Source organism: Brachybacterium tyrofermentans, from assembly GCF_014897585.1.
Lineage (GTDB): Bacteria > Actinomycetota > Actinomycetes > Actinomycetales > Dermabacteraceae > Brachybacterium > Brachybacterium tyrofermentans.
In genome coordinates this window covers 129,931-154,730 of record NZ_JABUXW010000012.1, presented here as the reverse complement: position 1 = coordinate 154,730, position 24,800 = coordinate 129,931, and the positions used below count along the sequence as shown (strand labels likewise).

Sequence of the window (24,800 nt, the reverse complement as noted above, 5' to 3'; positions counted from 1 at the left end):
CCCGGGGCTGCCCCGAGCGCCATCGGCTCAGCGACCCGGTGAGACAGCGACAAGGCGAATCAGCGACTCAACGACTCAGCAGCCTGGGGAGTCCGCCGCCCGGCGCTGCAGGAAGGCGGCGATGGCGCGCAGCTCGACCTCGTCCACCGCGTGCCCGAGATGCGGTCTGCTCTCCTCCTCCGTCCGCGTGTGCTCACGCATGAAGGCGCGCACCGCCTCCTCCCGCTCGGGGTCGAAGTGCGGGTCCATGCCGCCGTGCCCCCACAGCGCAGGCGGGGCGACCTCGGCCAGGGCCGCATCGCCCGGCATCGGCGCGGGGAACGGGAACCCGGAGAGCTGCACGATCCACTCCAGGGCATGAGGGTCGCGTCGCAGCAGCTGCAGCGCCAGAGCGCCGCCCTGGGAGAAGCCGATAGCGCCGGCCACGCGGATCCCCTGGGACGCCTGGCCGGCGATCCAGGCCTCGACGGCGGCGGCAGAGGTCTGGATCGCCTCGGGGCCGGCCGGGTCCACGGGCATCTCGAACCAGGCGTAGCCCTGCACATAGCGGTAGATCCCCCGCAGGGAGGCGTAGGTGAAGTCAGCCGGCAGGAAGGAGACGAGGCCGGTGAGGTCCTCCTCGTGGCTGCCCAGCCCGTGGAGCAGGATCACGACGGGCTTGCCCTCCGGCGAGGATCCCTGCGGGTCCACCCGCACCACGGCGTCCTCGTCGATCGCCGGGCAGATGAGCTCGACCGGGGCGTACTGGGGTGCATTCGACATGCTCCGAGGGTAGCCGCCGGGCTCGGCCCGGGCCTGGCGTGCGGACCGCATCGGGTCCGGGCAGGGAAGGACCCGCAGGTTGCGCCTCTGCGCTGGTCGGATGGACGATGTCCGACCACCTGCGGGTCCCGGCAGCTCGGTGGGATTTCGCTGCAGGTCCGTCGATCTGATGGCCCGCCGATAGCGGGTCAGGTCGATGGTCGCCTCAGCGGCGAGCCACCTCACTTGTCCGATAAGAAATCACTTCTCGGATCACCTCCCTTCTGTGTCCGACCACCGTACGACGGCAGCCGCGGGCAGGCAACGGAATAATCCAGTGCGACTTTGGAGCTGTCCTCACCTGCACGAACAGGCCCCGAGGTCGCACTCGATGAGCACGCACAGGGCCTCGTCGGGCACGTCGCTCGGATCCGAACTCTTACCGGCTCCCGGCCGGGGCCGCCGGCTCCCGATCGGGGTCGACACTGCGTGCGGACAGGCCTCGGACCGACCGGGACACGCCGGGTCAGGCATGCCAGGATGGTCGCCGACATCGATGTCGTCCCTGACGAGGAGTGCTGCCGTGCAGTCTGTCCTGACCGATTCCCTGGAGAAGGTGCTCGGGGATGCCGCCCCGCGCCCCGCCGAGCTGATCGGGGGTGCGCATGCGTCGGGGTTCCTCGGCGAGGTGCTGTCCGTGCAGGTCGCGCTGCTGCTCGACGAGCACGAGGCCCCCGATACCTCCTCCCCGGACCAGTTCGCCCACGCCTCACGCGCCCTCGATGGCCGTAACGCGGTGGTGCAGGGGCAGATCACGGGTGATCTCGCCGAGCTCGTCCGGCTCCACCTGGTGCGGCGCGTCCCGGTCTCCTCCCCCGCGCCCCAGGATCCCGACGAGCACTACCTGGTCACCGAGCCGGGCGAGTATCCCGACCTCCTGGAGCCGGTGGCCGACGGGTCAGTGCGCCTGACCCCGGGCACCTGGGAGTCCCTGTGGATCGACGTGGTCGGCGCCTCGGAGGCCGACGCCGGAGACCACGCGCTCACCCTGACGCTCACCAGCGCCGACGGGGAGAACGTGCTCGCCGAGCACGTCGTGCAGCTGAGGATCCATCCGCAGACCCTGCCCGCTCTCGCGATCACCAACACCCACTGGTTCCACGCCGACAGCCTCTCGACCTACTACGACGTCGAGGTGTTCTCGGAGCGGCACTGGGAGCTCATCGAGGCCTTCCTCGCCTCGGCGCGCGAGATGGACGTGAACTCCGTGCTCACCCCGACGTGGACTCCGCCGCTGGACACCGCGGAAGGGCACACGCGCCCGACGGTGCAGCTGGTGGGCATCCGCGACCAGGACGGGCACTACAGCTTCGACTTCCACCGGGTGGACCGCTGGCTGGGGATCTGCCGCGACCTGGGCTTCACCGGCATCGAGGTCGCGCATCTCTTCACCCAGTGGGGCGCTCGCTTCACCCCGGCCATCGTGGTGGAGACGGTCGACGGGCTCGAGGACCGCTTCGGATGGCACGTCCCGGCGACCGCCCCCGCCTACCGCCGGCTGCTCGAGGCCCTCGTCCCCGCGCTGCGTGAGCACCTCCAGGACCACTGGGACGGCGAGGTGCTCTGGCATATCAGCGACGAGCCGGGCCAGGACCACCTCGAGGCGTATCGCGCCGCGAAGAGCCAGGTCGCCGACCTGCTCGAGGGTGCCCACGTGGTCGACGCGCTGAGCTCCTTCGACTTCGCCGCGCAGGGCGTGGTCGCCACCCCGATCGTGGCCACCGACCACGTCGGCCCGTTCCTCGAGGCCGGCTGGGCACCCTGGGTGTACTACTGCGTCTCCCAGAACCGCGAGGTCGCCAACCGGTTCATCGCCCTGCCCTCGGTGCGCAACCGGGTGCTGGGCCGGCAGCTGTTCGCTGTCGACGCCCCGGGCTTCCTGCACTGGGGATACAACTTCTGGTGGTCGCAGTTCGCCCTCGAGGCGATCGACCCGTTCCAGGAGACCTGCGCCGGCGGTGCGTTCTTCGGCGGCGACGCCTTCGCCGTCTATCCGGGGCCCGACGGGACACCCTGGCTGTCGATCCGGCATCGCGTGTTCGCGCAGGCCATGGCCGACCATCGGGTGCTGACCTGGCTCGCGGAGCTCACCGACCGGCCGAGCGCGAAGGCGCTGATCGACGAGGGCGGCACCCTGACCTATTCGTCGTTCTCCTACGACGTGGGCGACCACCTGCGCTCCCGCCACGCGGCCGACGAGAAGATCCTGGAGGCCCTGGCCGCAGGATGAGGTGACCCCGGGCAGGGTGAGCGGACCTCGGTCCGCTCAGACCTCGGGGTCGGCGAGGTCCCGGTCCGTGCCGGCGGCGTCCCCGTCGGAGCCCGCGATCTGGTCGAGCTCCTCGTCCTCCAGGTCGCTCTCCATGCGGTCCTCGTCGCGGTTGCCCTGCTCCGCAGCCACCGTGTCGTCGGCTCCGCGTTCGCGGTCCGCGTCGAAGCCGTAGCCGTCCGCATTGCGGGATTCGGCTCCCTCGGCGGCGACTCGGTCGGTCTCCAGCGCGTCGTCGATGCTGACTGCGTCGGCGCCGTCCTCGACGGGGCGCTCGTACTCGTCCTCGCTGGTCTCGGCGAGCTGCTCCACCTCGGAGTCCTGCATCGGGTCATCCTGCAGGGCAGCGTTCTCGGGGATCTCGGGGATCTCGGGATCAAGAGACTTGGTCATGGCTTTCCTCCTGCGGTCAGGGGTGGAGTCTGGTCAGGCCTGGCTCAGGGCGTCGATGATCGCCGCCCCGAAGGCGTCGAGGTCCCCGGGGTTGCGTGAGGTGATCAGGCGGAAGCCCGTGGAGTCGTCGAGCACGACCTCCTGGTCGCTCCACTGCGCCCCGGCGTTGACGAGGTCGGTGCGGATGGTGTCCACGGAGGTCAGCCGACGGCCGTCGGCGAGGCCGGCCTCGATGAGCACCCAGGGTGCGTGGCAGATGGCGGCGACGGGCTTGCCGCTCCCGGCGAAGGCCTTCACGAGCGATCGGACGGTCTCATCGGTGCGCAGGGCATCCGCGTTCAGGGTGCCGCCGGGCAGCACGACGGCGTCGAAGTCGCCTGCCTGCACGGAGTCGTAGGTGGTGTCCACGGGGACCTCGGGCCCGAGGTCATGGTCCACCACGAGGGTCTGCACGGTTCCGGTCTCCGTCGCCGCGACGGTGACTGTCGCGCCGGCTTCGCGCAGCGTGGCGAGGGGGCGCTGGATCTCGTCGGTCTCCGTGCCGAAGTTGCTGGTCAGCACGAGGACTGCACGGCCTTCGAGGACGTTGGTCATGAGCTTCACCTTTCCGTCGAGAGAGACGGCGGCGGAACCCGGCGTGCGGTGACGTCGACCTCCGGACCGCCTGTGTTCCCGACCGTAGCACTGCGGTCTCCGCAGGCTCTGCGGACCCGCTCCGGAAGCTCTCCGGACCTGGCCAGAGCCCACCCGGGACCTGCTCCACATACCTCGAGGCCGCCATGGCGGAACCATGACGGCCTCGAGGCCGCTGCGATGCGGGGAAGCGTGCAGCGAGAGGGGCTGGTCAGTCCTGCGGGCGCGGGGGCACCGCGGGGCCGCCGGACGGAGCCGGGCCGGAGGAATCCGGACCCGAGCCGGTCGTCGGACCAGCCGTGGTCGCCGGACCGGCGGAGGAGGTCGCCGGGCCCGAGGCCGCGGCCGGAGCAGGCTTGTGGGCCTGCGCCTTCTCCAGCTTGGCGAGCTGACGGGCCGCGGCGTCACGTCCACCGAGACCGAAGGCCAGCATCGCGGCGGCGGCGGCACCGATCACGAGAGCGCCGAAGGCCATCTCGATGATCGAGTCGGCCACGCCCATGGCCTTCAGGCCCATGGCCACGAACAGGATGATCACGGCCCACTTCACGATGGTGCCCGCGGTGCCGCGGAGCACCTTGCCGACGATCATCGCGATGAAGAAGCCGGCGGCGATGATCGCACCGCCGAACAGGACGTTGCCGCCCAGCTCGAGGATCTCGCTGAGGATCGCGGTGATCTGCGGGAAGCCCAGGGCCTGGGCGCCCATCACGGCGAAGAACAGCACCACGGCGATCTCGACCACGCGCAGCACGGTCGGGGTGGCGGAGGAGCCCTCCGGGAGGATGTCCTGCTTGGTCAGCCACGCATCGATGCCGGAGCCCTCGAGGATCGGGCGGAACAGCCCGGAGACGAAGCGGCCGATGAGCACGCCGATGCCCACCAGGACCACGGCGGCGATGATGTTCGGGATCGCGGTGAACACCGAGGTGAGCATCGCGGAGGCCGGATCGGAGATCGACGCGATGCCCAGGATCTGCAGCGCCGCGATGGACACCACGATCATGATTAGCGCGAAGACGACGGATCCGAGGATGTCAGGAACCTTCGACGCCGGAGCGGTGGGGCGACCCTGCTGCGCCTGGCCCGGCTGACCTGCCTGCTGGCCGGGCTGACCGGGCTGACCGGCGTGCCCCTGAGGTGCGGTCTGGGCATGAGCGCCCTGCGGGGCCTGGGCGGCGGCCGGGCGGCCGGCGGAGGTCACGCCGCCGGTGGCCTTGTCGAAGCCGGACTGGGCGGTGCCCAGCAGCTTCCCGAAGTCCACGGCGTTCAGCGCGGTCACGATCAGGGCCTTCACGATCTTCGCGATCGTCAGGCCGATGATGAAGACGAAGACGGCACCGATGATGTTCGGGATGAATCCGAGGCCCTGCTCGAGCATCGAGATGACGGGCGAGAGCACCTGGGAGAGCTCGAAGATCCCCAGGATGATGATCAGGCCCAGCAGCCAGATGACCATCGAGGCGATCGTGCCGATCGAATTGCCCAGAGCGGCTCCGTCCACGCCGGGCCGCCGGAGAGCCGGGACCTTCTGCGTCAGGCTGGCGACGCCCTTCTTGACCAGCATGGCGAAGATCGCGGTGATGATGAGGATGACGACGGCGGCGAGAACTTTCAGTCCCAACCCCGCCCAGTCGAAGTTCGATAGGGAATCCACGGGATCCTCCGGAGCTCGAGGGGAAGATGGTCACCGATCACGGCCGACGGCCCTGAGGAAAACCGGTCGGTCATCGGCCAAGGAATCATCACGATTCCTTCATGACGAGCATGGTCTATGACCTACGTCACGTCCAGAAGTGCAGGTGAGATGGGAGTATCGAACCCTGCCTGGATGTCGGATTTGCCCGAGACCTGGGGATTCGCCCTCACAGCCGGCAGGCCGTTGACCCGCTAATCCACTGACCCGCTGACCCGCCGACCCGCCGACCCGCCGACCCATTGACTCGCTCGACCGGGCCTCTCTGCACCGCCGGCGCCGCTCCTCGGGTCCCGGGCACGTGACCTCACGTCCCGCAGAAGGTCAGGAAGTCCTCGCCGCCGTCCCCGGCGCCCTCGAGGTGCGCGTGCTCTGCGCGATGATCGAACGGCTCGCGCACGGCGTCCAGAAGGGTGCGCACCGGGGCGAGATCGCCCAGATGGGCGGCACGGAGGGCGGCATCCAGGTGCACGTTGCGCGGGATGTGCACGGGGTTCGTCCGGACCATCGCCGCCTGGGCGACGTCCGCCGCAGGCCCGGTGCCCCGCAGCGCGAGCAGCTTCTCGTGCCACGCCCGGAAGGGCGCCTGGTCGGCGAAGAGAGCGGCGGGGTCCCCGCCGCTCAGGGCGCGGAAGAAGCCCGTGTGGTCGACCTGATGCTCCTCGAGGAGTGCGAGGACCTCAGCGCCCATCGAGCGCACGGCCGCGAGGCGGTCGCTCACGCCCTCATCACGCGCGCCGCCTCCCTCGCGGTCAGCTGCGATCTCACCCGTCGTCGAGATCCCGAGCTTCGCCGCCAGTCCCCGGGCATACGCGTCGAGATATGCCGGCCCGAAGCGCTCGAGCACCGCGGTCGCCTGCTCCACGGCGGCGTTCGGCTCCTCGTCGATCAGTCGCACCAGGGTCTCGGCGAACCGGGACAGGTTCCACAGCGCGATGCCCGGCTGATTGCCGTAGGCATAGCGACCCCCGCGATCGATCGAACTGAACACGGCGTCGTGGCGATGCCTGTCGAGGAAGGCGCAGGGGCCGTAGTCGATGCCCTCGCCGGAGATCGTCATGTTGTCGGTGTTCATCACGCCGTGCACGAAGCCCACGAGCATCCACTGCGCGAGCAGCTCGGCCTGTGCCTGCACGACGCCTTCGAGCAGGGCCAACGGCGGATTCTCCGCCTCGCCCGCCGTCGGGTGGTGGCGCTCGATCGCGTGGTCGACGAGCCGCTGGAGCACCTCGGGATCGAGATGCCACGCGGCGTATTCGAAGGTGCCCACCCGCAGATGGCTCGCCGCCGCACGCACCAGGATCGCGCCCGGCTCCGGGGTGACCCCCTGGCGCGGGGCGATCTGCTCCCCGGTGCCGAGCACGGCGAGGGCGCGGGTGGTGGGCACGCCGAGCGCGTGGAGGGATTCGCCGACCACGGCTTCTCGCAGCATCGGCCCCAGGGGCGCCTTCCCGTCGCCCGCGCGGGCGAAGGGCGTGGCCCCCGCGCCCTTGAGGTGCAGGTCACGGAGCGTGCCAGTGGCTCCGCGCAGATCCCCGAGGAGCACGGCGCGGCCGTCCCCCAGCTGCGGGTTGGGGCTGCCGAACTGGTGGCCGGCATAGACCTGCGCCGTCGTGAAAGGGCGCTCCGGGGCGGCGGCGCCCGGAGGCAGCGGGCACCCCTGTGCATCGACCTGCCCCGTCAGCAGGGCGATCCCATCCGCGCTGCGCAGTCGCACCGGGTCATAGCCGAGCTCACGAGCGAGATCCTCGTTCAGCCAGAGCAGCTCGGGATGCGGCGGAGCCTCCGCCTGCCAGGGGATCGAGAGCTCCGGCACGGCGGCGGCATAGGTCTGGGACAGGACCGGATCGTCCATGGCAATCGCCTCCTGCCCACCACGCTACCGCCGTCGGAGGAAAGCCCTCTCTTGACACCGAGCGGCCTCAGAACGAAGACTGGTCCCCGACAATGTGAAACCGGGTTGCGAAACAGCGCACGTCGAACAGAGCACGCCGACACGACGCGCCGCGACACGGGGCCGCCCGCCGGACGACGAGAGCGAGGGAGCTCGATGAGCGCGATCGAAGGAAGCTCCTCGGGCGTGCGACAGGCCAATGCCCGCGACTGCGTGCTCGCCCTCCGCGCCGCCGCAGGTCCCTTGAGCGTCGCCGAGCTGGCCGCACGCACCGCGCTCTCGCGCCCCACCGTCGACAGCGTCCTGCAAGATCTCACGGCGAGCGGCACCACGGTTCTCGCCGCCACCAACGTCGCCCGGGCCGGGCAGCCCGGACGTCCCGCCCGGCGCTTCGCGCTCGACCCCTCGGCCCGCTCCGTCGCCGGGGTCGACCTCGGCGAGCGCTCCGTGACCTGCGTGGTCACCGATGCCGCCGGCGCGGAGCTCGCCCGTGCCACGGTCCCGATGGAGGGCGGGGAGCCCGTCCAGGCGATCGAGCACGCCCTGCGCGAGACGGGTGCCGCCCCTGCGGCGATCGGGGTCGCCGTGCCGGGCATCGTCGGGGCCGACGGGCGCGTCGCCCAGAGCCTCGCGCTGCCCGGCCTCGTCGGCCGGGATCTCACCCACGAGCTCGAGAACCTCCTCGAGGCCGACGTGGTGGTCGAGAACGACATCAAGCTCGCCGCTCTCGCGGAGCGGCATCTGGGCCCTCCCGCGGAGTCGATCGCCTATGTGCAGATCGGCCATCGCATCTCCGTGGCGCTGATCGTGGGCGGCACGATCCTGCAGGGCAGCCACCGGCTGGCCGGGGAGCTCGGCAGCCAGCGCGGCATGCGCTGGACGAGCACGTCCCGGCGCGGGCGGCTGACCTGGTCGACCGGGGACACGGCCCGCCCGCTGCTCGAGCGGGCGGCGGCCGGGGATTCCGCGGCGCAGCAGGAGATCGCCGCCTTCTGCGAGGAGATCGCACCCCGGATCGCGACCGTGCTGCTGACCATCGACCCTGAGCTGGTCGTGGTGGGCGGTGGACTGTCCCGGGAGGGAGAGACCCTGCTGGGTCCGCTGCGCCGGAGCCTGCACCGCCTGCTCATGACACCCGAGCGGCCCGAGGTGGTCGCCGCGCGCCTGACCACCGACGGCTCTCTCACCGGGGCGCTGGGCAGGGCGTTCGAGCACGGCTCGGCGCGCATCGCCGGCGTGCCCGGCGTGCCCGCCCCGTGGAGCGCCTTCCTGTCGGCGTCGGCGTCCCCGGGAGTCGAGCTCTCCGGCCCCGCGCCGTCAGCCGCCGATCTGTCGGTCGCCGACGAGTCCCCGAGCAACGAGTCCCCCGGCGAGGAGTCCGTCGCAACCTCCTCCTGAGAGCACTCCCGCCCACCTCGGCCCGACCAACCCGACCAACCCGCACGCCCCGGCACCGATTCGACACCGCCGTCACCCCTGAGAACACCCCTGGCACCTCTGAACGCACCCCTGGCACCCTCCCGCGAAGGAACACACCATGACCACCGGCATCAGCCTCGGCTTCAGCTCCTACAGCTTCCACTCCAAGCTCTCCACAGGCGAGATGACCCTGCCCGAGGTGATCGAATGGGTGGCCGCGAGCGAGGGCGAGCACCTCGAGCTCGCCTCCCTCGGCGACGACGCGGACTCCGCGATCCCCAACATCACCTCTGATCCCGCGTACGTCGAGGAGATCCGCGCCGCCTCGCAGAAGGCCGGCGTGCCGCTGTCCACCCTCGCGATCGGCGCGAACTTCTTCACCGACGATCCCGAGGAGCTGGCCTCCCAGGTGGCGCGCGTGAAGAAGTACGTGGACCTGGCCGAGACGCTCGGCATCCGCCAGATGCGGCACGACGTGGTGGGCCATCCCGGGCTCGAGGGCGACGACACCCCGCAGTTCGAGAAGGCGCTGCCCTCGATCGTCGCCGCCAGCAAGGAGATCGCCCAGTACGCCGCCCCCAAGGGCATCACCACGAGCCTCGAGAACCACGGCTTCTTCGTGCAGGCCGCGGATCGCGTGCGCCGGATCATCCACGCCGTGGACGAGCCGAACTTCCGCACCACGCTGGACGTGGGCAACTTCGTCTGCGTCGATGAGGCGCCCGAGGTGTCCGTCGCCCAGAACCTGCCCTACGCGATGGTCGTGCATTTCAAGGACTTCTACATCCGTCCGGCCGACGCCGCCCCCGGCGAGGGCTGGTTCCGCAGCCGCGGCGGCAAGCATCTGCGCGGCGCGGTCGTCGGCAACGGCGACATCGACCTCCCCGCCGTGGCCCGCGCCATCAAGGCCTCCGGCTACACCGGTTACGCCTCCATCGAGTTCGAGGGCTGGGAGGACTGCCTGCTGGGCTGCGAGCGCGGCATCGCCAACGCCCGCCGCCTGCTCGAGAACGCCTGACCCGTCCCGTCCTACCCACCACCGCACCGGCTCACCACTTCTCCACCCCTAAGGACTCACAGATCATGACGAAGTTCCGAGTCGGCGTCATCGGCGCCGGCAGCATCGCCCAGTCCCACCTCACCGCCTACTCCGAGAACGCCGACGTCGAGCTGATCGCCGTGGCCGACATGAACCTCGAGCGCGCGCAGTCCGTGGCGGACACGTTCGGCGCCAAGCGCGCCTACGCCGATCCGCACGAGCTGCTCGCGGACGACGAGATCGACGGCGTGAGCATCTGCACCTGGAACAACTCCCACGCCAGCTGGGCCATCGCCGCGATCGAGGCCGGCAAGCACGTGCTGGTGGAGAAGCCGATCGCCCGCACCGTCGCCGAGGCCGAGGAGATCCAGCGGATCGCCGAGAAGCACGACCGCGTGGTGCAGGTCGGCTTCGTGCGGCGCCACTCCCCCAACTGCCAGGTGCTGAAGTCCTTCATCGACGCGGACGAGCTGGGCGAGATCTACTACGCCAAGGCCAGCTGCATGCGCCGGGTGGGCAACCCCGGCGGCTGGTTCGCGGACAAGGAGATCTCCGGCGGCGGCCCGCTGCTGGACATCGGCATCCACGTGCTGGACCTGTGCTGGTACCTCATGGGATCCCCCAAGGTGGTCTCGGTCAGCGGCAACACCTACGACAAGCTGGGCAGCCGCGGGAACGTCACCACGATGCCGCGCTACAAGGCGGCGGACTACGACCCCAGCAAGAACACCGTCGAGGACCTCGCCAACGCCGTGATCCGCTTCGAGAACGGCGCCTCGCTGCTGCTGGACTGCTCGTACTCGCTGCACGCCACGAAGGACTCGATCGACGTGTCCGTCTACGGCGAGAAGGGCGGCGCGGAGCTCGAGCCTGCCCTGCACATCGCCACCGAGATGCACGACTCCGTGGTGAACATCGAGCCGCAGATCGCCTCGCGCACCTTCGAGTTCGGCGTCGGCTTCGCCCACGAGATCCAGAACTTCGTGGACGCGAGCCTCGGCCGCGCCGAGTCGGTCGCCCCGGCCTGGCACGGCGTCGAGATCGTGCGCATCCTCGAGGCGATCTACGCCTCCGCCGAGTCCGGCAAGGAGATCTCGCTGGTCTGACAGACGAGGTCCGGCCGATCCGGCCGATCCGGTCGATCCGGTCGATCCGGTCGATCCGGTCGATCCGGTCGATCCGGTCGATCCAGTCGCCCAGTCGGTCCGGCCGACGACGGCCCCCACGAGCCGGGGAATGTGGAGTTACATGGGTCCATGACTCAGAATCTCCCGCTCCCCGGCTCGTCCTCGTCCGCCTCCCCGCACGGCACGTCCGGCCATGCCGAGCATTCCGGCCATGACCACGACGACGCGCAGGTGCCGCGCCTGGACGCCGCCGCCATCCCTCACTCCATCCGTCACGCCGCAGTCCTCGGGGCGCTGGACTCGATCCGGCCGGGTTTCTCGATGGATCTCGTGGCACCCCACGACCCCAAGCCGCTGCTCGCCCAGGCCCAGGCACGCTATGACGCCGGTGTCGACATCGACTACCTGGTCAGCGGGCCCGACGAATGGGTGCTGCGGCTGACGCGCAAGGGCTGAGCGCCCCCCCCGAGAGGCTCCTGTCCGTTCGCGCGCATCGCTCGCCGACATATTGACATCGTGACGCCGGTCACAGAGTCTAGAGGGGGCGGCCGCGCCCCGGTGGAACCGGGCACGGACAGGCCGCCCACCAGGCAAGGAGGCCTCCCATGACCAGCAATCGCGCCATCGCCTATCAAGGACCCGGCAAGGTCGATGTGGTCGACATCGACTACCCGACGTATGAGCTGAAGGACGGTCCGGGGGTGAATCCGGACAACGTCGGCCGGAAGCTCCCCCACGCCGCGATCCTCAAGGTCGTCACCACGAACATCTGCGGCTCCGACCAGCACATGGTGCGCGGTCGCACCACGGCCCCGGAGGGTCTGGTGCTGGGACATGAGATCACCGGCGAGGTGATCGAGACCGGACCCGGCGTCGAATTCATCCAGAAGGGCGACCTGGTCTCGGTGCCCTTCAACATCTCCTGCGGCCGCTGCTCCCTGTGCAAGAAGGGCCGCACCGAGATCTGCTTGAACGTGAACCCCGACCGGCCCGGCAGTGCCTACGGCTACGTGGACATGGGCGGCTGGGTGGGCGGACAGGCCGAGTACGTGCTGGTGCCCTACGCGGACTGGAACCTGCTGAAGTTCCCGGACGCGGACCAGGCGATGGAGAAGATCCTCGACCTGACGATGCTCTCGGACATCCTCCCCACCGGCTTCCACGGCGCGGTCACCGCCGGGGTCGGCCCGGGCTCCTCGGTGTACATCGCCGGTGCTGGCCCCGTCGGCACTGCCGCCGCGATCGGCGCGCAGCTGCTCGGCGCCTCGGTCGTGATCGTGGCGGACATGAATGCGGACCGCCTGGCCAACGCCGCGAAGCACGGCTGCGAGACCATCGATGTCTCCCAGGAGGATCCCCGCGAGGGGATCACCCGGATCCTGGGCCGCGAGGAGGTCGACGCCGGGGTGGACGCCGTCGGCTTCGAGGCCCGCGGCCACGGCAAGGATGCCGGCGAGGCGCCGGCGACCGTGCTGAACACGCTGATGGACGTCACCCGGGCGGGCGGCGCCCTCGGTATCCCCGGTCTGTACGTCACGGGCGATCCGGGCGGCGTCGACGAGGCTGCCCAGGAGGGATCGCTGTCGCTGCGCCTCGGCCTGGGCTGGGCGAAGTCGCTGTCGTTCACCACCGGCCAGTGCCCCGTGATGCGCTACCACCGTCAACTCATGGAGGCGATCCTGCACGACAAGGTGCAGATCGCGGACGCCGTCAACGCCACCGCCATCTCCCTGGACGACGCCCCGAAGGGCTACGCCCAGTTCGACGCGGGCATCGCTAAGAAGTACGTCATCGATCCCCATGGTGTCACCGGGAAGGTCGAGGCGCTCTGACCGGAACGATCATCGGCACGGTCAGAAGGGCGGCGGGTCGTCCCAACCATCCGAGGGCTTCGGTGGCGGAGTGGGCGGGCAACCTTCCGCCCGCCTCCTGATGCTGCGACGTTCCTCGGCGCTGCGCTCTGCCGGGGGCGTCCGCTCCTGCTCCTCACGCAGCCGGGCGGCGTCGGCATGGGCACGTTGATGCTGCTCCCAGGCGGTGGCGAGGAGCGTCGCGAGGATCGGGGTCAGGAGATCCCGTTCCTCGCGGGTGCGGGCACGGATCTCCCGGTCGATGTTCCAGGTGGTCCCGATCGGTCTGCGACCGGCGGCGTCCCGTGCGTGATCTTCCGGGTCCTCGGGGGCCCGAACCGGATCGGTGCGCCCGGCGGTCTTCTGCTGATGGTGCAGCCAGCACAGTCGGTGGAGATTCCAGATGCTGGTGGGCCCGCCCCGGTCAGGATGCTCGTGGTCGTATTCGAGGATGTGGTCGTCCTCGGCGGCGAGAACGGTGGGCCTTGCGCAGCCCGGGGCCGCACAGACCGGGTGCCGCAGGCGCAGCTGGAGGCGCATCTGAGCGGTGGGCTGGTAGGTCTCCGCCACGACCGGGAGGTATGCGCCGGTGATCGGGTCGGTGAGGATCCGCTGCCAGGTGCTGTGGCCTGCGGCAAGGTCGCGGGCCTGCTCCGCGGGGATCGGCGTGATCCCGTTCAGCGTGGCGGGTGCGTCCTCAAGCCCCATCAGCGTCATCGCCGGCACGGTGACCAGGATCTTGTACGCCGTGGACGTCTCCTGGACCGGGTCGATGTCGAGCATCGAGTGGGTGAGGATTGCATAGCGCAACGTGGCCAGGGAGAGCGGCCGTCCCCGCTCCCGAATGTTCTCGTCGATATCGAAGGGCAGCGGCCCCTCCAGTTCGTCCTGGAGGGCATGGCGCTGGGCTTTCTGCACGTCCCTCGCGCTGACGTCGAGACGATGCGCGAGCGCCGTGATCTCCGGGATAGGCCCGCTGACCAGGAGCGTCGCGGTGCCACTCTCGGGATCTGTCATGTCGAGCCGCACGTCCCGCACCGGTGACTGCGGCATGGTGAGCGACCCGGCGCTCACCAGGGCGACGAGCAGACGCACATGACGCTCGAACTGGCTGCGGGAGATCGACCGCAGGTCCCAACCCGCCACGTGCGCGTCGACGATCCCGACCTGCTCGTCGCTCAGCCGGCGCATCCGCCGCAGCAGATAGTGGTGGAAGTCCTCGGGCAGATCACCGGCGGCGAGCACGTCGTAGGTCAGCGGCATGAGCTCGACGCTGCGGTGGGCATCGCGGATCTGAGCCTCTGCCTGCGGGATGCTGCAGCGGAGTCCCAGGGCGACCTTCATCGCGGAGATGTCGGCATCATCCAGGCAACCCGACGCATCGGGATCACGGGTGAAGAACTCCGTGAGCAGCAGCATCTGCTCCGCATAGAGCTTCGCGCGCTCACGCATCGAGCCGAAGATCGCCCGGACGCAGACAGCCTGACCCTCGTCCTCCTCCGCCTCGGCGTTCTCGACGATGCGCTCTTCGGTGAGCTCGGTGCGGGCGCGCACGGGCCAGGTGGGGATGTCTCCCTGCAGTTCCTCACCCATGACGCCCTCCTCGACTTCCGACGACCCGATCAGAACCGTCCGCAGATTCTCTCGGTGGCTACCCTACGACCGAATACCTTCATTCTATATCGCAGCTCCGACATTTCACGGAATGGGCGCGTGGCGGGGAAGAATTGTGGATAACTACCCTGTGGGGAGGAGAGGTCGACCGCCGGACGACGGTATGAGCAGATGGTCGGGCAGCCAGCGGGACGGCCAGCTAAACAGCCGGCGGAACGGTCAGCAGGACAGCAGGGCAGCAGGGCAGCAGGACAGCCAGCGTGACGGTGAGAGCGCCGAGGCTCGGCGGAGAGGCGGGGTGAAGACAGCGCGTGAGCGCAAAAGCGGAGGCGATGGAGCGGCGCGCTCTAACGAGGCGACGCGAAGGTGGAGCGAGCTCGGCAGGTCCCGCGGTGACGCGATGGACAGGTGACGCGATGGACCGACGTGCCACTGGATAAGCGTCCACCCAGGTCCGATGCCTTCACGTCGACGCCTGAGCTCCCCTCACATCGATGTCAGATAGACCTCGGAACAAGACCTCTGAGGGGGAGATCTCCGCGCACCCCTCACGCGGGCGAAGTGGCGTGGAGTTCCCGCCAAGACACGCTCCGGACTCGGCACAGCTCACACTCGAGCCTCACCGGCCGCACCAGCCCCACCGGTGCCACCGGTGCCACCAGTCCTACCGGCCTCACCGGTCTCACCGGTCTCGCCGGTCTCGCCGGTCTCGCCATCGAGACGCGCCATCGAGACTCGCCATCGAGGCGCAGCAATGAGCCACGTCGACGGAGACTCCATCAAAATCGATAACCCGCCGGGCCGACTCGAAGATGCCTCATTCTGAATGTCAAGCCCCGGGCTGAGAATGTGGATGAAGCATCATTGTGGAGGACAATTCGACGCGGATCCGCCGGGCGGGGTGCTGCGCATCTTCCGCTGCGTCCGCCCCGTCGGCCCGTTTCTCCGTGTCACACCGTGTCCGTCAGTGCCCTTTCGTGTCCCCCCGTGTCCCTCCGTGTCCCTCCGCGTCCCCCCGTGTCCCTCCGTGTCACAACCTGCCCGCCCGTGCTCCGGCCGCAGTCGTCTGTGCTCCGTTCGTGCTCCCGCGCGTCCGCCCCTGCGCGGGTCGGTCCTCGCGCGCGTCGGTCCTCCCGAGCGCGTAAGGTCGAGGCATGACAGAACGCACCACATACCTCCTGGTGGACGGCGAGAACATCGACGCCACGCTCGGCATCTCCGTGCTCGGCCGTCGGCCGCAGCCTGAGGAGCGCCCGCGCTGGAACAAGCTTCTCCACCACGCCGAGGTCTCGTGGGCACAGCCCGTCAAGGGCCTGTTCTTCCTCGCGGTCGGCGACAGCCTGCCGTCGGGCTTCGTCCAGGCGCTCATCGCGCTGGGCTACAAGACGGTCCCGCTGCGCGGCGAGGGCAAGGTCGTGGACATCGCCATCCAGCGCACGGCCGAAGCGCTGCAGTCGCGGGCGGCGGACGTCATGCTGGTCAGCCACGACAAGGACTTCGTCCCGCAGATGACGGATCTGGCGGCGACGCCGGACCGCCGCACCGCTCTCGTGGGCTTCCGCGAGTTCATGGCCGCGGATCTCCAGGAGATCCCGGGCATCGAGTTCCACGACCTCGAGTACGACGTCGCCGCGTTCACCAGCAAGCTGCCCCGCGTGCGGATCATCGACATCGACGACTTCGATCCGCTCGAGTTCATCTGAGGCACGGTCGGGGGACGCATCAGCGTCCCCCGGCTCACATCCACTTGCTGCGCTTGAAGATCACGTAGAGCAGCACTCCGAGGGCGATCATCATCCCGATCGCCATGGGGTAGCCGTACGCCCAGTGCAGTTCGGGCATGTCGTCGAAGTTCATGCCGTAGATCGCGCCGATGAGCGTGGGGGCGAAGAGGATGGCCGCCCAGCCGGAGATCTTCTTCATGTCCTCGTTCTGGCGCTGCGCGACCAGGGTCCCGTTGACGTCGAGGATCTGGGAGAGGGCGTCACGCAGGTCCCGCACGCGCGAGGCGGCCCGCGCCAGGTGGTCGCCGACGTCGTCGAGATAGGCCTGGAGCTCGCCGGGGATCCTGTACTTCCCGAAGCCGGCCTGCAGGTCGTCGATCACGTCGCGCAACGAGGTGATCACCTGCTGCATATCGATGACCTCCTGGCTGAGCCGGTAGATCCGCTCGGCGACCGCGGCATCCCCGCTGAACACCTGCCGTTCGATCTGCTCCTGGTCGACCCGGAGACCCTTCAGCACGGGGTCGTAGCCGTCGACGATCGTGTCGAGCACGCGGTAGAGCACGGCCTCAGGCCCGAGTTCGAGGAGGTTGACGTCCTCGAACACCGAGCGCTCCCGGCGGGTCGAGGTCAGGGGATGCTCCTCGTCGAGCTGAGGGCCGGCAGTACCGTCGATCCAGCTCCCGTCCTGGCACAGCACCGCCACCGCGCCCGGGCGCAGCAGCAGGTGGAACTCGGCGAAGTCGACCTCCTCCTGCGCATCGACGTAGCGGGCCGAGCGCACCACCAGGAACAGCACGTCGCCGTACCGTTCGAGCTTCGGGCGCTGGTGGGCGGTGAGCAGGTCCTCGAGCAGCAGGGGGTGCAGGTCCCAGGCCTCGCCGAGCTCCGTGATCTGCTCGGGAGCGGGCTGCGGATAGAAGAACATCACCATCCGGTCCGGGGCCGCGCGCGAGAACTCCAGCGCATCAGCCATCGAGTCGCCGTCGGGCTGGCGGCTCGGGACGCCCTGCTCGACGTAGCGAGTCGTCGACGGGGCGCCGTCGCCAGGCCTGGTGCGTGCACCCGCCTGCTCGCGGGCGCGATCGGTGCGCCGGTTCCGGGACGGGCCATGTCGTCGCGTGCTCATCGATGTGTCTCCTTCCTCGCCGCTCAGACAGTGAGCACGCCCTCCACGAAGCCGATCACGTCCGCGATCACCTCGTCGCGGTTGGTCTCGTTGAGGATCTCGTGCTGCGCTCCCGGGTAGGTCTTCACGAAGGTCCGCGGACCGCGCAGCGACTGCAGCCCTTCCCAGCTGGCGGGGAGCGGCACCAGGCGGTCCGCCTCGCCGTGCAGGTAGAGCATCGGATGCTCCCCGACGCCGCCGGCTTCCTCGATCGTGCGCATCGCCTGCTGGAGACCCTCGAGGGTGGGGCGGGCGAAGTCGCCGTGCCACACCAGCGGGTCGGCGGCGTAGGCCTCGCCGACAGCGGGGTCGCGGGAGAGGGTGCCGGGGTCGATCGGGGTCGGCGGGATCTCGTCGAGCGGGAGCAGCTCGTCCACGGTGGCCCAGGAGCCCAGCACCGGGCCGGAGAGCACCGTCGCGGCGAGGGAGCTCGCGTGCAGCTGGGTGTAGCGGGCGGCGATGAGACCGCCCATGGAGTGCCCGATCAGCACGATCGGCAGCCCCGCATGCTGGGAGGCAGCGTGCTGGACCACCAGGTCGAGATCCTCGACGACCGGCTCGAAGTCGCTGATCAGCACACGCTGGCCGTCGCTGCGGCCGTGGCCGAGATGATCCGCGGCGTAGACCGCGGCGCCGGCGTCGTTCAACCGGGCGGCGACCCACTCGTAGCGGCCCACGTGCTCGCCGTAGCCGTGGGAGAGCACGGCGATCCACCGCGCATCGGGACGGGTCCACGCGCGCCCGGCGAGGGTGCCGCCGTGGCCGGCGAGGGAGAACTCGGTGGAGGTGGGGCGGGCGTCAGAACTCATGGGGCCATGATGCCCCGTCATCCCGCGATGCTCGGTACCTGCGAGCCGGGAGGGGCGGAGGATCGGGTGAGGGTGCTCATAGAGACGTGATGCCGTCGGGGTCGCACGGGCACACTGTTCCGTTCCGACCGTCCCGTAGGGTCGGGACCGCCTGACCTCGACCCCGAGAGGCACATGAACGACACCACCGGACCGCGCCCCGCCCCGCACGACCACCCCGGCCAGCCTCGTCGGCCCCGTCGGCCCCGCCGCCGGACGGCGCTGCTCGCCCTGCTCGTGATCGCCTGTCTCGTCGCCGTCGGCGGCGTCCTCACCGGGCGGTACCTGGGGTCGCTCGAGGAGGCCTATGAGAAGCGCAGCGTGGTCAGCCTCGACCGCGGGGCCTCCGACGGCGAGCGCCCGCAGGGCGCGGACGACGGCGGGCAGAACATCCTGCTGCTGGGATCGGATCAGCGTGCACCCCAGGACGCCGCCGACCAGGGGGTGACCGGCCAGCGCTCCGACACGATGATGCTCGTGCACGTCCCCCAGGACGGATCCGCCGCCTACATCGTCTCCTTCCCGCGCGACCTCCAGGTGGACATCCCCGGGCACGGCGAGGACCGCCTCAACGCCGCCCTCGCCTATGGCGGTGTGCCCCTCGCCGTGAGCACGGTCGAGGACTACACGCAGGCCCCGATCGACCATGTCGCGCTCATCGACTTCGAGGGCATCCAGGGCCTCGTCGACACCCTCGGCGGCGTGGACGTGCAGGTGCCCGAATCCTTCGAGCGCGACGGCATGCAGTTCACCGAGGGCACGCAGCATCTCGACGGCGAGGAGGCGCTCACCTTCGCCCGTGAGCGCAAGCACCTCGACGGGGGCGACTTCGCGCGCAACGAGAACCAGCAGCAGCTGCTCAAAGCCATCACGTCCGAGCTGATCAGCGGGAACACCCTGTCCAGCCCCGGAAAGATGCGCGACACGATCGCGGCGCTCTCCCCGTACCTCACGACGGACGAGGGCCTGGACTCGACGGAGATCGTCCGGCTGGGCCTGGACAACCGGGACCTGCGCAGCTCCGATCTGCAGTTCCTGGCCGCACCGCACGGGGACCCGTACACCACCTCCGGCGGCGCGAGCGTGGTGGCGTCCGACGAGGACGGGATGGACTCGCTGCGCACCGCCCTCGCGGAGGACTCGATGGACGACTACGCCGCCGAGCACGCCGACTGAGCCGGCTGGGGCTGGGGGCTGGGGGTTGAGGGGGAACCGAGCGCGCGAGGGTCCATCAGGAGATGAAAAACCCCGGTTCACCTGAGTGAACCGGGGAATTCCTGCGGTGCGCAAGGGGGGACTTGAACCCCCACGCCGTTTCCGGCACACGGACCTGAACCGTGCGCGTCTACCAATTCCGCCACTTGCGCATTTCTCCGGCACCGGGTCTCAAGGCACCGAGACCGAAGATTCCCCTAGGTTACCCCTGCATCACTGTCAGCAGAAGCTGAGGACCGGCACAGTAACGAACGCCACTTCCCCGACGGATCAGCGCATGCTCTCGGCCTCGTCGAAGGCGTCCTCGATGTCCGCGGGATCGATGCGACGGCGGGCCACCGCGACGTAGAGGATGATCGCGACCAGCACAGCGGGCACGCCCACCATCGCCGCGATCTGCATGCTGGGGCGAACGGTCACGGTGGCGAGCACGGCGACCAGGCCGATCAGTCCCAGCACGGCCGAGAGCATCCCTCCCGGCATGCGGAAGGTGGCTCCCTCGACCTTGAGGCTGCGGAAGCGGAGATAGGTGACGAGGATGAGCGCCCACACCAGGATCACGGCGAACACCACGAGGCTCATCATGTAGCCGAACACGCCGCCCACCTCGCTGAAGGCGAGCACGCCGGCGCCGAGGATGCCCAGCGAGCTGCAGGCGATGCCCACGATCGGCACCTTGCGCCGGGTGGTGATCGCGGCGATCCGCGGGGCGAGGCCGTCGGACGCCAGGGAGTGCAGCATGCGGCTGCCCGCATAGAGGTTCGCGTTCGCGGCCGACAGCGCCGCGATGAGCACCAGCAGGTTGGTGACGTGGGCGGCGCCGGGGATGCCGATCCGGTCGAAGACCATGACGAACGGGGAGGTCGCGACGTCCTCACCGGTGCCGGCGGCCTGCTGCCAGGGCACCAGGCACACCACGATGCCGATGCACAGCACGTAGAAGAAGGCCAGGCGCACCACGGTGGTGCGGGCCGCGGTGCGGATGGATCGCGCGGGATCCTTCGCCTCGGCGGCGGTGATGGACAGCAGCTCGATGCCGCCGAAGGAGAACATGACCACCGACAGGGCCACCCACACGGAGCTCCAGCCCATGGGCACGAAGCCGCCCTCGGCCGTGAGCTCGACGAACCCGGCGGCGGGCTGTCCCGGCATCCCGAAGAGCACCAGGATCGCGCCGATCAGGATGAAAACGACCACGGCGATCACCTTGATCGAGGACAGGAAGAACTCCACCACGCCGAAGGAGCCCACCGAGGTCATGTTGATCGCGATGATGACGGCGGCGAACAGCAGGATCCCTGCCCAGATCGGGATCGCCGGCACCCAGTACGCGAGATAGGCGGCGCAGGCCACCAGCTCGGCGCCGGTCACGCACACGGTGACGATCCAGTACAGCCAGCGCGTGAGATACCCCCAGAACGGGGACAGGTAGCGGGCGGCGAGGGTGCCGAAGCCGCCCCGCACGGGGTGCCTCGACGCCATCTCGCCCATCGCCAGCGCCACGCTCGCGGCGATCAGGGAACCGAGCGCGAAGGAGATGATCACGGCGGGGCCGGCGATGCCGATCGCCTCGCCGGAGCCGAGGAACAGGCCGGTGCCGAGCGCCGAGCCCATGGCGATCATCGCCATCTGGCCGTGGCCGAGGGAACGGGCCAGGTGCCCGTCGGCCCCGCGCTCGACGGCGGGTGCAGGGTTCGAAGAAGGAGTGGTCACCGCACGAGGGTAGCCCGGCCGGCCGCGCGGGTCAGAGTCCGCGTGGGTCAGATGCCGTGCGCCCGGTACTGGTCGACGGCGTTCTTGGCATCGACCAGGCCGGCTCCGGTGAGCTCGCGGTAGGCCTTGATCGCCTCGATGTGCCTGCCCTCGTCGGCCAGGGCGCGGCAGCGCTCGGGGATCTGGGCTCCGGCCTGGCCACGCAGGTCCCGGAGCTCCTCCTCGCCCACGTCCCCGCGGGCGGCGAGGACGTCCACGAGGCCCTCCAGCCGGCGCACGTGGGCCTGGAGGGTCTCGATCTGCTTCTGCTGCTGGGCGGCGCGTCCGAACATGGCTCGACCCTAGTGGAGAACCGGCACGGAGCTCGGCTCCCGTCGCACCGGGATGGTCACCCGGGGCAGCACGAGATGGACGATGGGGCCGACGGCGAGGGCATAGATGATCGTCCCGATCCCGAGCGGGCCACCGAGCAGCCAGCCGAGCGCGAGCACCGCCACCTCGATGCCCAGTCGGACGGGTCCGATGCGCAGTCCCCACCGGTGGTGGATCCCGGTCATGAGCCCGTCGCGCGGGCCCGGCCCGAGCAGGGCTCCGATGTAGAGCGCGGAGGACGCCGCGTTCACGACCACCCCGCCCAGCAGCAGGAGCAGGCCGGACAGCAGGGCCCCCGCCGGAGGAAGGACGTGCAGCGTGAGGTCCACGGCGATCCCGATCCACAGCGCATTGGCGAGGGTGCCGATCCCCGGCCGCTGGTGCAACGGGATCCAGGCCAGCAGCACCACGAAGCTCACGATGATCGTGACGACACCGATGCTCAGCCCGGTGCGCTCCGCGAGCGCGACGGAGAGGACGTCCCAGGGCGCGGCGCCCAGACCGGCGCGGATCATCATCCCCACTCCGGCGCCGAAGCCGGTCAGCCCCACGACGAGGCTGAGCAGGCGCAGTCCTCTGCGGTCGACGGTGAGCTGCTGACGAAGGCTGAGGTTCTCCAGAGGTGCAGGCATGCTGGAACTCTGGCAGCAACTGGACTAGCAACACAGGGCCAATAGTGGTCCACTGGCCCCATGGTTCTCCCTCCAGTGCCCCTGCCCACCGTGCTGGGCATGCTCGGAGAGCCGCCCTCGACCGGGCGCGCCGAGTGGCTGAGCGCCCGCATCGCGGGGCTCGCCGCCGAGGGCCGGCTCGTCCCGGGGACACGGCTGCCCTCGGAACGACAGCTCTCCGACCAGATCGGACTCTCCCGAGGGACCGTCGTGCGGGCGCTCGACGCCGCCCGTGATCGGGGCGTCCTCGCGTCACGCCGGGGGTCGGGCCGCACCATCCTGGCCCCCGGCTCGGGTCCGGTCGAGTCCCTCACCTCCCGGACTCCTGCGCTCCCGGCGGGCACCATCGACCTCCGGGCGACGGTGCTCCCGCCGCACCCGCTCGTCGCAGGGATCGCCGCCGAGGTCGTCGCCGACATCGCCGAGGACCCCGCCTGGGGCAGCGTCCCGGCCGACGGGCTCCCGGCGCTCATCGAGCAGATCTGCCGGCACTACGAGCGGCGGGGCCTGCCCACCGATCCTTCCCAGGTGGTCATCACCACCGGGGCCGTCAGCGGGATCCATCTGGCGCTGCTGGCCGCCACCGCACCGAGCGCCCGGGTCGGCACCGAGAACCCCGGCTACCCCAACTCCGCCCGCGCGATCCGCACGGCCCGCCGACGGGTGGTGCCGATCGACGTGGCCCACGACCACTCCGGGGCCATCGTCGAGGCGCTCACGGCCGGGGCGCTCCACGCCGCCCTCCTGACGGCGGACTTCCACAATCCGACCGGGACTCTGATCGGTTCCGCGGACCGCGGCCGCGTGCTCCGTGCCGCCGCCCGCACCGGGACGCCGCTGATCATCGATGAGACCCTCGCCGGCATGAACTGGCGGCGGGCCCCGCAGCCGCCTCCGATGCACGGACACGGCGCCACGACGCTGCTGGTCGGCTCCGTCTCGAAGTCGCTCTGGGCGGGGCTCCGGATCGGGTGGGTCCGTGCTCCCGCCCCTCTCGCCGACGCCCTCTCGCACCTGAGGCTGGGGGTCGACCTCGGCGCACCCCGGCTGGAGCAGAGCGTCGCGGCGCGCCTGCTCGAGCGGGCCGGGCTGCCGGACGAGCCGCACTGCCGACCCCACCTGGAGAACACCTATGCGGCCGCCTCGGGCGGGCTGCGCGAGATGCTGCCCGGGTGGAGGTGGTCCGACCCGGCGGGCGGTCTCTCGATCTGGGCCCACGGCACCCGGCTCGACGCCTACGAGCTCTCTGCCCGGGCGCTGGAACGTGGCGTCGCGATCTCCCCGGGCGCCCTCTTCTCCCCCGGGGGCACGGGCTGGCCGCACAGCGTGCGGATCCCTTTCTCCGGCCGGGCCGAGGAGCTGCGCAGCGCGCTGTCGGTGCTCGCCGAGATCGACTCCTGACCTGCAAAGACATCGAGACGGGCAAGCTCGTGGAGGAGCCTCAGAACAGAGCAAGGGACCCCGCACCGAGAACGGTGCGGGGTCCCTTGCGGCAGGTCGATCAGCCCGTGGTCAACGGACCGGTCGCCTCCCGTGCGTACCGTGAGGTACGTGGATCAGACGTCGATCAGGCCTTGACGGCGCCCTTGGCGGCGACGACCTGGACGAAGAGGTTCGCGAAGATCTCCTCGTGCAGACGCACGGTCGCCTTGTGCTCGCCCAGCGCCTTGATCGGCGTGGGGAACTCGACGGTACGACGGTCGATGTCCTTGTCGAACACTGCCTTGACGCCCTCGGCGATCTCCTTGGAGGAGACGGCGCCGAAGAGACGGCCGTTCTGGCCGGCGCGCTCGGCGATGACGACGGGCTTCGACTCAAGAGCCGCCTTGAGCGCCTTCGCGTCCTCGACGTTGGCGATCGCGCGCTTGCCACGGGCAGAGCGGATCTGGTCGAGCTGGCGCTGGCCGCCCTTGGTCCACGGGGTCGCGAGACCGCGCGGCATCAGGAAGTTCCGGGCGTAGCCGTCCTTGACGTCGACGACGTCACCGGCGGCTCCGAGGCCGGAGACCTCATGGGTGAGGATGAGCTTGGTGGTCATGTTTTCCCTTCCTCGCTCAGCGACCGGAGGTCGAGTACGGCAGGAGGGCGATCTCGCGGGCGTTCTTCACGGCCTTCGCGATCTTGCGCTGCTCCTGGACGGTGACTCCGGTGACCCGACGAGCGCGGATCTTTCCTCGGTCCGAGACGAACTTGCGCAGCAGCGCAGCGTCCTTGTAGTCGACGGTCTCGACTCCCGCGGCCTTCAACGGGTTCTGCTTCTTCTTCGGGGGACGAAGTGAGGGCTTGGCCATCGTGGTGCTCCTTCTTTCTGAGGGGAGCCCGGGCATGCACCCGGGATGGAGTAATTCAGTGAA

The 24,800-nt window shown here is 70.0% G+C and carries 22 protein-coding genes and 1 tRNA gene; 9 read left to right on the top strand and 14 right to left on the bottom strand.

Translation table 11 applies throughout. The features are described 5' to 3' along the window. Positions 1-75 precede the first annotated feature (75 nt). Positions 76-762, bottom strand: coding sequence for an alpha/beta hydrolase (locus INT49_RS10780; RefSeq protein WP_193117735.1), 687 nt, complete (start codon positions 760-762; stop codon positions 76-78). Positions 763-1,324: 562 nt separating this feature from the next. Here INT49_RS10780 and INT49_RS10775 point away from each other — a divergent pair. Further along, a complete protein-coding gene (locus tag INT49_RS10775) occupies positions 1,325-3,031 on the top strand; it encodes a DUF4091 domain-containing protein (protein ID WP_319021578.1) in 1,707 nt (568 codons plus the stop codon). A 36-nt stretch (positions 3,032-3,067) separates the two neighbouring features. On the opposite strand, the gene INT49_RS10770 is transcribed toward INT49_RS10775, so the two are convergent. The 4 genes from INT49_RS10770 to INT49_RS10755 form a co-directional block, all read right to left on the bottom strand. Further along, positions 3,068-3,463, bottom strand: coding sequence for a hypothetical protein (locus INT49_RS10770; RefSeq protein ID WP_193117733.1), 396 nt, complete (start codon positions 3,461-3,463; stop codon positions 3,068-3,070). A 33-nt stretch (positions 3,464-3,496) separates the two neighbouring features. Continuing rightward, on the bottom strand, positions 3,497-4,057 hold the full coding sequence (locus INT49_RS10765) for a type 1 glutamine amidotransferase domain-containing protein (RefSeq protein WP_193117732.1): 561 nt from the start codon (positions 4,055-4,057) through the stop codon (positions 3,497-3,499). Between the two features lie 250 nt (positions 4,058-4,307). Beyond that, positions 4,308-5,753, bottom strand: coding sequence for a mechanosensitive ion channel (locus INT49_RS10760; protein WP_319021577.1), 1,446 nt, complete (start codon positions 5,751-5,753; stop codon positions 4,308-4,310). Between the two features lie 346 nt (positions 5,754-6,099). Continuing rightward, a complete protein-coding gene (locus INT49_RS10755; protein ID WP_193117731.1) occupies positions 6,100-7,647 on the bottom strand; it encodes a protein adenylyltransferase SelO in 1,548 nt (515 codons plus the stop codon). Between the two features lie 195 nt (positions 7,648-7,842). Between INT49_RS10755 and INT49_RS10750 the strand changes: the two genes are divergently transcribed. The 5 genes from INT49_RS10750 (at position 7,843) to fdhA (ending at position 13,103) form a co-directional block, all read left to right on the top strand. Beyond that, a complete protein-coding gene (locus tag INT49_RS10750; RefSeq protein WP_193117730.1) occupies positions 7,843-9,084 on the top strand; it encodes an ROK family transcriptional regulator in 1,242 nt (413 codons plus the stop codon). Between the two features lie 139 nt (positions 9,085-9,223). Next, positions 9,224-10,123 carry a sugar phosphate isomerase/epimerase family protein gene (locus INT49_RS10745; RefSeq protein ID WP_193117729.1) on the top strand — a complete coding sequence of 300 codons (900 nt, stop codon included), beginning with the start codon at positions 9,224-9,226 and terminating at the stop codon, positions 10,121-10,123. A 65-nt stretch (positions 10,124-10,188) separates the two neighbouring features. After that, on the top strand, positions 10,189-11,250 hold the full coding sequence (locus INT49_RS10740; protein WP_193117728.1) for a Gfo/Idh/MocA family protein: 1,062 nt from the start codon (positions 10,189-10,191) through the stop codon (positions 11,248-11,250). A gap of 150 nt (positions 11,251-11,400) precedes the next feature. Beyond that, positions 11,401-11,727, top strand: coding sequence for a DUF2249 domain-containing protein (locus INT49_RS10735; protein WP_193117727.1), 327 nt, complete (start codon positions 11,401-11,403; stop codon positions 11,725-11,727). A gap of 149 nt (positions 11,728-11,876) precedes the next feature. After that, complete coding sequence (fdhA, locus tag INT49_RS10730) at positions 11,877-13,103, top strand: formaldehyde dehydrogenase, glutathione-independent (RefSeq protein WP_193117726.1); 1,227 nt, start codon at positions 11,877-11,879, stop codon at positions 13,101-13,103. A 21-nt stretch (positions 13,104-13,124) separates the two neighbouring features. Here the strand turns inward: fdhA and INT49_RS10725 are convergent, their stop codons facing one another. Beyond that, positions 13,125-14,714, bottom strand: coding sequence for an HNH endonuclease signature motif containing protein (locus INT49_RS10725; protein WP_193117725.1), 1,590 nt, complete (start codon positions 14,712-14,714; stop codon positions 13,125-13,127). A gap of 1,175 nt (positions 14,715-15,889) precedes the next feature. Between INT49_RS10725 and INT49_RS10720 the strand changes: the two genes are divergently transcribed. After that, complete coding sequence (locus tag INT49_RS10720) at positions 15,890-16,438, top strand: NYN domain-containing protein (protein WP_193117724.1); 549 nt, start codon at positions 15,890-15,892, stop codon at positions 16,436-16,438. Between the two features lie 34 nt (positions 16,439-16,472). On the opposite strand, the gene INT49_RS10715 is transcribed toward INT49_RS10720, so the two are convergent. Together INT49_RS10715 and INT49_RS10710 are read right to left on the bottom strand one after the other, a co-directional pair. Beyond that, complete coding sequence (locus INT49_RS10715) at positions 16,473-17,588, bottom strand: magnesium and cobalt transport protein CorA (RefSeq protein WP_193117723.1); 1,116 nt, start codon at positions 17,586-17,588, stop codon at positions 16,473-16,475. Between the two features lie 23 nt (positions 17,589-17,611). Beyond that, positions 17,612-18,436, bottom strand: a complete 825-nt coding sequence (locus INT49_RS10710; protein ID WP_193117722.1) for an alpha/beta hydrolase — start codon at positions 18,434-18,436, stop codon at positions 17,612-17,614. A 174-nt stretch (positions 18,437-18,610) separates the two neighbouring features. On the opposite strand from INT49_RS10710, the gene INT49_RS10705 reads away from it, so the two are divergent. Next, a complete protein-coding gene (locus INT49_RS10705) occupies positions 18,611-19,651 on the top strand; it encodes an LCP family protein (RefSeq protein WP_193117721.1) in 1,041 nt (346 codons plus the stop codon). A gap of 107 nt (positions 19,652-19,758) precedes the next feature. Here the strand turns inward: INT49_RS10705 and INT49_RS10700 are convergent. The 4 genes from INT49_RS10700 to yczE form a co-directional block, all read right to left on the bottom strand. Next, a tRNA-Leu gene (locus INT49_RS10700) sits at positions 19,759-19,842 on the bottom strand. Between the two features lie 118 nt (positions 19,843-19,960). Next, the gene (locus tag INT49_RS10695; protein ID WP_404801948.1) at positions 19,961-21,403 is read right to left on the bottom strand and encodes an amino acid permease; all 1,443 of its coding nucleotides are present in this window, start codon (positions 21,401-21,403) and stop codon (positions 19,961-19,963) included. 47 nt (positions 21,404-21,450) lie between these two features. Then, on the bottom strand, positions 21,451-21,735 hold the full coding sequence (locus INT49_RS10690; RefSeq protein ID WP_193117720.1) for a hypothetical protein: 285 nt from the start codon (positions 21,733-21,735) through the stop codon (positions 21,451-21,453). A gap of 9 nt (positions 21,736-21,744) precedes the next feature. Beyond that, entirely contained in the window at positions 21,745-22,407 is a 663-nt protein-coding gene (gene yczE / locus INT49_RS10685) for a membrane protein YczE (protein WP_193117719.1), read from the bottom strand. 60 nt (positions 22,408-22,467) lie between these two features. Here yczE and INT49_RS10680 point away from each other — a divergent pair, with 60 nt between their 5' ends. After that, positions 22,468-23,847 (top strand): aminotransferase-like domain-containing protein, encoded by a 1,380-nt coding sequence (locus INT49_RS10680; protein WP_193117718.1) that lies wholly within the window; start codon positions 22,468-22,470, stop codon positions 23,845-23,847. A 166-nt stretch (positions 23,848-24,013) separates the two neighbouring features. Here INT49_RS10680 and rplI read toward each other — a convergent pair whose 3' ends face one another. Together rplI and rpsR are read right to left on the bottom strand one after the other, a co-directional pair. Next, positions 24,014-24,484 (bottom strand): 50S ribosomal protein L9, encoded by a 471-nt coding sequence (gene rplI, locus INT49_RS10675; protein ID WP_193117717.1) that lies wholly within the window; start codon positions 24,482-24,484, stop codon positions 24,014-24,016. A gap of 16 nt (positions 24,485-24,500) precedes the next feature. Next, on the bottom strand, positions 24,501-24,737 hold the full coding sequence (rpsR, locus tag INT49_RS10670) for a 30S ribosomal protein S18 (protein ID WP_193117716.1): 237 nt from the start codon (positions 24,735-24,737) through the stop codon (positions 24,501-24,503). Positions 24,738-24,800 lie beyond the last annotated feature (63 nt).

What these genes read in the sequence shown, in the direction of transcription:
- INT49_RS10690 (WP_193117720.1), bottom strand. Translation starts at nt 21,735, where the DNA reads ATGTTCGGACGCGCCGCCCAGCAGCAGAAGCAGATCGAGACCCTCCAG.
- INT49_RS10765 (WP_193117732.1), bottom strand. Translation starts at nt 4,057, where the DNA reads ATGACCAACGTCCTCGAAGGCCGTGCAGTCCTCGTGCTGACCAGCAAC.
- INT49_RS10780 (WP_193117735.1), bottom strand. Translation starts at nt 762, where the DNA reads ATGTCGAATGCACCCCAGTACGCCCCGGTCGAGCTCATCTGCCCGGCG.
- INT49_RS10710 (WP_193117722.1), bottom strand. Translation starts at nt 18,436, where the DNA reads ATGAGTTCTGACGCCCGCCCCACCTCCACCGAGTTCTCCCTCGCCGGC.
- INT49_RS10755 (WP_193117731.1), bottom strand. Translation starts at nt 7,647, where the DNA reads ATGGACGATCCGGTCCTGTCCCAGACCTATGCCGCCGCCGTGCCGGAG.
- yczE (WP_193117719.1), bottom strand. Translation starts at nt 22,407, where the DNA reads ATGCCTGCACCTCTGGAGAACCTCAGCCTTCGTCAGCAGCTCACCGTC.
- INT49_RS10770 (WP_193117733.1), bottom strand. Translation starts at nt 3,463, where the DNA reads ATGACCAAGTCTCTTGATCCCGAGATCCCCGAGATCCCCGAGAACGCT.
- INT49_RS10745 (WP_193117729.1), top strand. Translation starts at nt 9,224, where the DNA reads ATGACCACCGGCATCAGCCTCGGCTTCAGCTCCTACAGCTTCCACTCC.
- fdhA (WP_193117726.1), top strand. Translation starts at nt 11,877, where the DNA reads ATGACCAGCAATCGCGCCATCGCCTATCAAGGACCCGGCAAGGTCGAT.
- INT49_RS10725 (WP_193117725.1), bottom strand. Translation starts at nt 14,714, where the DNA reads ATGGGTGAGGAACTGCAGGGAGACATCCCCACCTGGCCCGTGCGCGCC.
- INT49_RS10750 (WP_193117730.1), top strand. Translation starts at nt 7,843, where the DNA reads ATGAGCGCGATCGAAGGAAGCTCCTCGGGCGTGCGACAGGCCAATGCC.
- INT49_RS10705 (WP_193117721.1), top strand. Translation starts at nt 18,611, where the DNA reads ATGAACGACACCACCGGACCGCGCCCCGCCCCGCACGACCACCCCGGC.
- INT49_RS10720 (WP_193117724.1), top strand. Translation starts at nt 15,890, where the DNA reads ATGACAGAACGCACCACATACCTCCTGGTGGACGGCGAGAACATCGAC.
- INT49_RS10715 (WP_193117723.1), bottom strand. Translation starts at nt 17,588, where the DNA reads ATGAGCACGCGACGACATGGCCCGTCCCGGAACCGGCGCACCGATCGC.
- rpsR (WP_193117716.1), bottom strand. Translation starts at nt 24,737, where the DNA reads ATGGCCAAGCCCTCACTTCGTCCCCCGAAGAAGAAGCAGAACCCGTTG.
- rplI (WP_193117717.1), bottom strand. Translation starts at nt 24,484, where the DNA reads ATGACCACCAAGCTCATCCTCACCCATGAGGTCTCCGGCCTCGGAGCC.
- INT49_RS10740 (WP_193117728.1), top strand. Translation starts at nt 10,189, where the DNA reads ATGACGAAGTTCCGAGTCGGCGTCATCGGCGCCGGCAGCATCGCCCAG.
- INT49_RS10735 (WP_193117727.1), top strand. Translation starts at nt 11,401, where the DNA reads ATGACTCAGAATCTCCCGCTCCCCGGCTCGTCCTCGTCCGCCTCCCCG.
- INT49_RS10680 (WP_193117718.1), top strand. Translation starts at nt 22,468, where the DNA reads ATGGTTCTCCCTCCAGTGCCCCTGCCCACCGTGCTGGGCATGCTCGGA.